Raw genomic sequence first — 4,585 nt, forward strand, 5'->3', positions numbered from 1 at the left:
GCGGTGGCCGCCCTGCCGGCCTCGCCCCTGCTGGACGTGCCCGACCCGCGCCTCGACGTGCTCGCCGCGGCCGCCGGGCGGGCCCGGGCGGTGCGGGTGCGGGTGGATCAGCAGTGATGACGACGACGGACCTGATGACGACGAGGATGAGGAACAGATGATCACCGCGACCGACGTGGAGCTGCGCGCCGGCGCCCGACTGCTGGTGGAGGGCGCGACCTTCCGCGTCGGCAAGGGCGACCGCGTCGGGCTGGTCGGGCGCAACGGCGCCGGCAAGACGACGCTGACCAAGGTGCTCGCGGGCGAGGGCCAGCCGGCGTCCGGCACCGTCACCAGCGACGGCCCGGTCGGCTACCTGCCGCAGGACCCCCGCAGCGGCGACCTCGACCAGCTCGCCGCCGACCGGATCCTCGCCGCCCGCGGCCTCGACGTCGTCGTGCGCAAGATGCGCCAGGCCGAGCTCGACATGGCCAGCGAGGACGCCGCGGTCCGCGACCGCGCGATGGCCAGCTACGGGCGCCTCGAGGCGCAGTTCACCGCCCAGGGCGGGTACGCCGCCGAGAGCGAGGCCAGCCGGATCTCGGCGAACCTCAGCCTCCCCGAGCGGGTGCTCGGCCAGCCGCTGCGCACCCTCTCCGGCGGGCAGCGCCGCCGCGTGGAGCTGGCCCGGATCCTCTTCTCCGACGCCGAGGTGCTGCTCCTGGACGAGCCGACCAACCACCTCGACGCCGACTCGATCGTCTGGCTGCGCGAGCACCTGCGCACCCACTCCAGCGGCCTCATCGTCATCAGCCACGACGTCGAGCTGCTCGCGGCGGTGTGCACCCGGGTGTTCCACCTCGACGCCAACCGCTCGGCGCTCGACATCTACAACGTCGGCTACAAGACCTACCTGAGCGCGCGCGAGACCGACGAGAAGCGCCGCCGCCGGGAGCGGGCCAACGCCGAGAAGAAGGCCGGCACCCTCATGGCGCAGGCCGACAAGATGCGGGCCAAGGCCACGAAGGCCGTCGCCGCGCAGAACATGGCCAAGCGCGCCGAGAAGATGCTCTCCGGCCTCGAGGGCGAGCGGGTGCAGGACCGCGTCGCCAAGCTGCGCTTCCCCGAGCCGGCCGCGTGCGGGCGCACGCCGCTGACCGCCGACAGCATCAGCAAGGCCTACGGCTCCCTGGAGATCTTCACCGGCGTCGACCTGGCCATCGACCGCGGCAGCAAGGTCGTCGTCCTGGGGCTCAACGGCGCCGGGAAGACCACGCTGCTGCGGATGCTCGCCGGGCTCGAGACCCCCGACACCGGCGCCGTCGTGGCCGGGCACGGGCTGCGGCTGGGCTACTACGCCCAGGAGCACGAGACCCTCGACACCGAGCGCACCGTGCTGGAGAACATGCGCAGCGCCTCCCCGGACCTCGACGACACCGGCGTGCGCAGCGTGCTGGGCTCGTTCCTGTTCATCGGCGACGACGTCCACAAGCCGGCCGGCGTCCTGTCCGGCGGGGAGAAGACCCGCCTCGCGCTGGCGATGCTCGTGGTCTCCGCCGCCAACGTGCTGCTCCTCGACGAGCCGACGAACAACCTCGACCCCGCCTCGCGGGCCGAGGTGCTCGACGCGCTGCGCCGGTACGCCGGCGCGGTCGTGCTCGTCACGCACGACGAGGGGGCCGTGCTCGCCCTCGAGCCCGAGCGCGTCGTCCTGCTGCCCGACGGGCAGGAGGACCTCTGGAGCCCGGAGTACGCCGAGCTGGTCTCCCTGGCCTGAGCGAGGCCGGCCCGAGCGACGTCGGCCCGAGCGTGATCCATCCTGGGTGGCCGAGCGCTGGCAACGGGCGGACCATGAACCGGACGGCTCACCACGAGCCTGGGGTTCTGGTCGAGGGCGATGCAGGAGGGGCTGTGGCCGACATCAAGAAGGGCGCGAGGATCACCGGCGGTGAGCGCTCGACGCTGGCGGACGATCTGAAGGCCAAGTACGCCCAGGGCGCCAGCATCCGGGCGCTCGCGGCGGAGACGGGGCGCTCCTACGGGTTCGTCCACCGCATCCTCAGCGAGAGCGACGTGTCGCTGCGCAGCCGCGGTGGCGCGACCCGAGGGGCGCGCAAGGCCAGCTGAGGCGCTGATCGCGGGAGCGGCGCCCAGAGACGGGTGCCGCTCCCGCAGTGCGTCCCCAGGAGGAGACCTTGTCCATGTCGGGCATGCCGGCCGGTGCCGGCTGGCACGCGATGCGCTCGTTCCGCCAGGACGGAAGCGTCGCCGAGCACCGGCTCGCCCCCGGCACCCTGCGCCGCGTGGCCGCCCTCGGCCGCCCCTACCGCCGCCAGCTGGTGGCGTTCCTGCTCCTCATCGTCGTCGACGCGCTCCTCGTCGTGGCCACGCCGCTGCTGCTGCAGCGCCTGGTCGACCGAGGCGTGATCCCCGGCGACCGCGGGGTCGTCATCGGGCTGGCGCTCGCGGTCGTGGCCGTCTCCCTGGGCCAGGCGGCCCTGGCGCTGGCGCAGCGCTGGCTGTCCGCGCGGATCGGCGAGGGGCTCATCTACGACCTGCGCGGCGCGGTGTTCGACCACGTGCAGAGCCAGCCGCTGGCCTTCTTCACCCGCAGCCAGACCGGCTCGCTCGTCTCCCGCCTCAACTCCGACGTCATCGGCGCCCAGCAGGCGTTCACCTCCACGCTGTCCGGGGTCGTCTCCAACGTCGTCTCCCTCGTCGCCGTGGCCGGGACGATGCTCTTCCTGTCCTGGCAGGTGACGCTGCTGGCCCTCGTCCTCGTGCCGCTGTTCGTGCTGCCCGCCCGCCGGGTCGGACGCCGCCTGGCCGCGCTGAGCCGGCAGAGCATGCAGGTCGGCGCCGACCTGGGCAACCGGATGACCGAGCGCTTCAACGTCGCCGGGGCCCTGCTCGTCAAGCTCTACGGCGACCCGGCGACGGAGTCCGCGCAGTACCGCGAGCGGGCGGGCCGGGTGCGCGACATCGGCGTCCAGACCGCGATGAGCAGCCGGGTCTTCTTCGTCGGCCTCACCGCGCTCGCCTCGGTGGCCACCGCCATGGCCTACGGCGTCGGCGGGCTGCTGGCGATCGACGGCGCGATCAGCGTGGGCACGCTCCTCGCCCTGGCGGCGCTGCTGGGGCGCCTCTACGGCCCGATCACCGGGCTGAGCAACGTGCAGGTCGACGTCATGACGGCGCTGGTCTCCTTCGAGCGGGTCTTCGAGGTGCTCGACCTCGAGCCCGGGGTGCGCGACCGCCCGGGCGCGGGCGCCCTGCCGGCCGGCCCGCTCGGTGTCGAGCTGGACGACGTCACCTTCGCCTACCCCGACCCCGCCGCCACGACGCTGGCCTCGCTCGCGGTCGAGACGCAGAGCGTCGAGGGCCAGCCGGAGCGGCCCGCGGAGGAGCCGGTGCTGCGCGGGGTCTCCCTGCGCGCCGAGCCGGGCCAGGTCGTCGCCCTGGTCGGGCCCAGCGGCGCGGGCAAGACGACGATCACCTCCCTCGTGGCGCGCCTGTACGACGTCACGGCGGGGGCGGTGCGGATCGGCGGCGTCGACGTCCGCGACGTCCGCCAGGTCGACCTGCACCGCCGGGTGGGCGTCGTCTCGCAGGACGCCCACCTCTTCCACGACTCCGTGCGCGCCAACCTCCTCTACGCCCGCCCCGGTGCGGACGAGCCGGCGCTGTGGGCGGCGCTGCGGGCTGCGCAGGCCGAGGGCGTCGTGCGCGCGCTGCCCGAGGGGCTCGACACCGTCGTCGGCGACCGGGGGCACCGGCTCTCCGGCGGGGAGAAGCAGCGCGTCGCCCTGGCGCGGCTGCTGCTCATGGCCCCGTCGGTGGTGGTGCTCGACGAGGCCACCGCGCACCTCGACTCCGAGTCGGAGGCGGCCGTGCAGCGGGCCCTGGACGTGGCGCTGACCGGCCGCACGAGCATCGTCATCGCGCACCGCCTCTCCACCGTGCGCGACGCCGACCTCATCTGCGTCGTGGACGGTGGCCGCATCGTCGAGCGGGGCCGGCACGCCGAGCTGCTGGCCCGCGGCGGCCTCTACGCCGACCTCTACCGCACCCAGTTCGCGGACCAGGACGACGAGCAGCCGGTCGCCGGCTGAGCCTCGACCTGCGCTGCCTCGACCTGCGCGGCCTCGACCTGCGCGGCGGCGCAGGCCGTGCGAGCGTCGGGGGATGCAGATCCCCAAGGACCTCGTCGTCCAGTTCATCCTGTCCAAGATCGGCGCGGGGCAGGCCGACCACGCGCAGCAGGAGCTGCCCGACCAGGTCGACACCGAGAAGGACGCCGGCCTGCTGAGCCGGTTCGGGGTCGACCCGAAGGACCTCGCCGGCCTCCTCGGCGGGGCCGGCGGCGGCGGGGGCCTGGGCGGCCTCGGCGGCAAGCTCGGCGGGCTCGGCGGCAAGCTCGGCCTCTGAGCCTCTGAGCCTCTGAGCCTCTGAGCCTCTGAGCCTCTGAGCCTCTGAACCTCTGAGCCGCGGGGTCGGGTCGTGAGGGCGGCGGGCGGCGCGGCCCGCGAGCTCGACGTCGTCCTGCTCGGCGCGACGGGCTTCGTCGGGCGGCTGACGGCGGAGCACCTCGCGCTCGCCGCGCCAC

The 4,585-nt window shown here is 74.4% G+C and carries 4 protein-coding genes; all 4 read left to right on the plus strand.

What is annotated here, in order from left to right; genetic code table 11:
• Positions 1-157: 157 nt before the first annotated feature.
• The 4 genes from AC5FZL_RS15545 to AC5FZL_RS15560 all read left to right on the plus strand — a co-directional run bounded on the left by AC5FZL_RS15545 (position 158) and on the right by AC5FZL_RS15560 (position 4,407).
• The gene (locus AC5FZL_RS15545; protein ID WP_493619789.1) at positions 158-1,756 is read left to right on the plus strand and encodes an ABC-F family ATP-binding cassette domain-containing protein; all 1,599 of its coding nucleotides are present in this window, start codon (positions 158-160) and stop codon (positions 1,754-1,756) included.
• A gap of 134 nt (positions 1,757-1,890) precedes the next feature.
• Positions 1,891-2,106, plus strand: a complete 216-nt coding sequence (locus tag AC5FZL_RS15550) for a helix-turn-helix domain-containing protein (protein ID WP_493619790.1) — start codon at positions 1,891-1,893, stop codon at positions 2,104-2,106.
• Positions 2,107-2,180: 74 nt separating this feature from the next.
• Positions 2,181-4,091: an ABC transporter ATP-binding protein gene (locus tag AC5FZL_RS15555; protein ID WP_493619791.1), complete on the plus strand. Its 1,911-nt coding sequence runs from the start codon at positions 2,181-2,183 to the stop codon at positions 4,089-4,091.
• Between the two features lie 73 nt (positions 4,092-4,164).
• Entirely contained in the window at positions 4,165-4,407 is a 243-nt protein-coding gene (locus tag AC5FZL_RS15560; RefSeq protein WP_493619792.1) for a hypothetical protein, read from the plus strand.
• Positions 4,408-4,585 lie beyond the last annotated feature (178 nt).

Source organism: Quadrisphaera sp. DVD1, from assembly GCF_058932755.1.

Excerpts from the sequence above, each read along its gene's own strand:
- AC5FZL_RS15545 (WP_493619789.1), top strand. The coding sequence starts at position 158 with ATGATCACCGCGACCGACGTGGAGCTGCGCGCCGGCGCCCGACTGCTG.
- AC5FZL_RS15555 (WP_493619791.1), top strand. The coding sequence starts at position 2,181 with ATGTCGGGCATGCCGGCCGGTGCCGGCTGGCACGCGATGCGCTCGTTC.
- AC5FZL_RS15560 (WP_493619792.1), top strand. The coding sequence starts at position 4,165 with ATGCAGATCCCCAAGGACCTCGTCGTCCAGTTCATCCTGTCCAAGATC.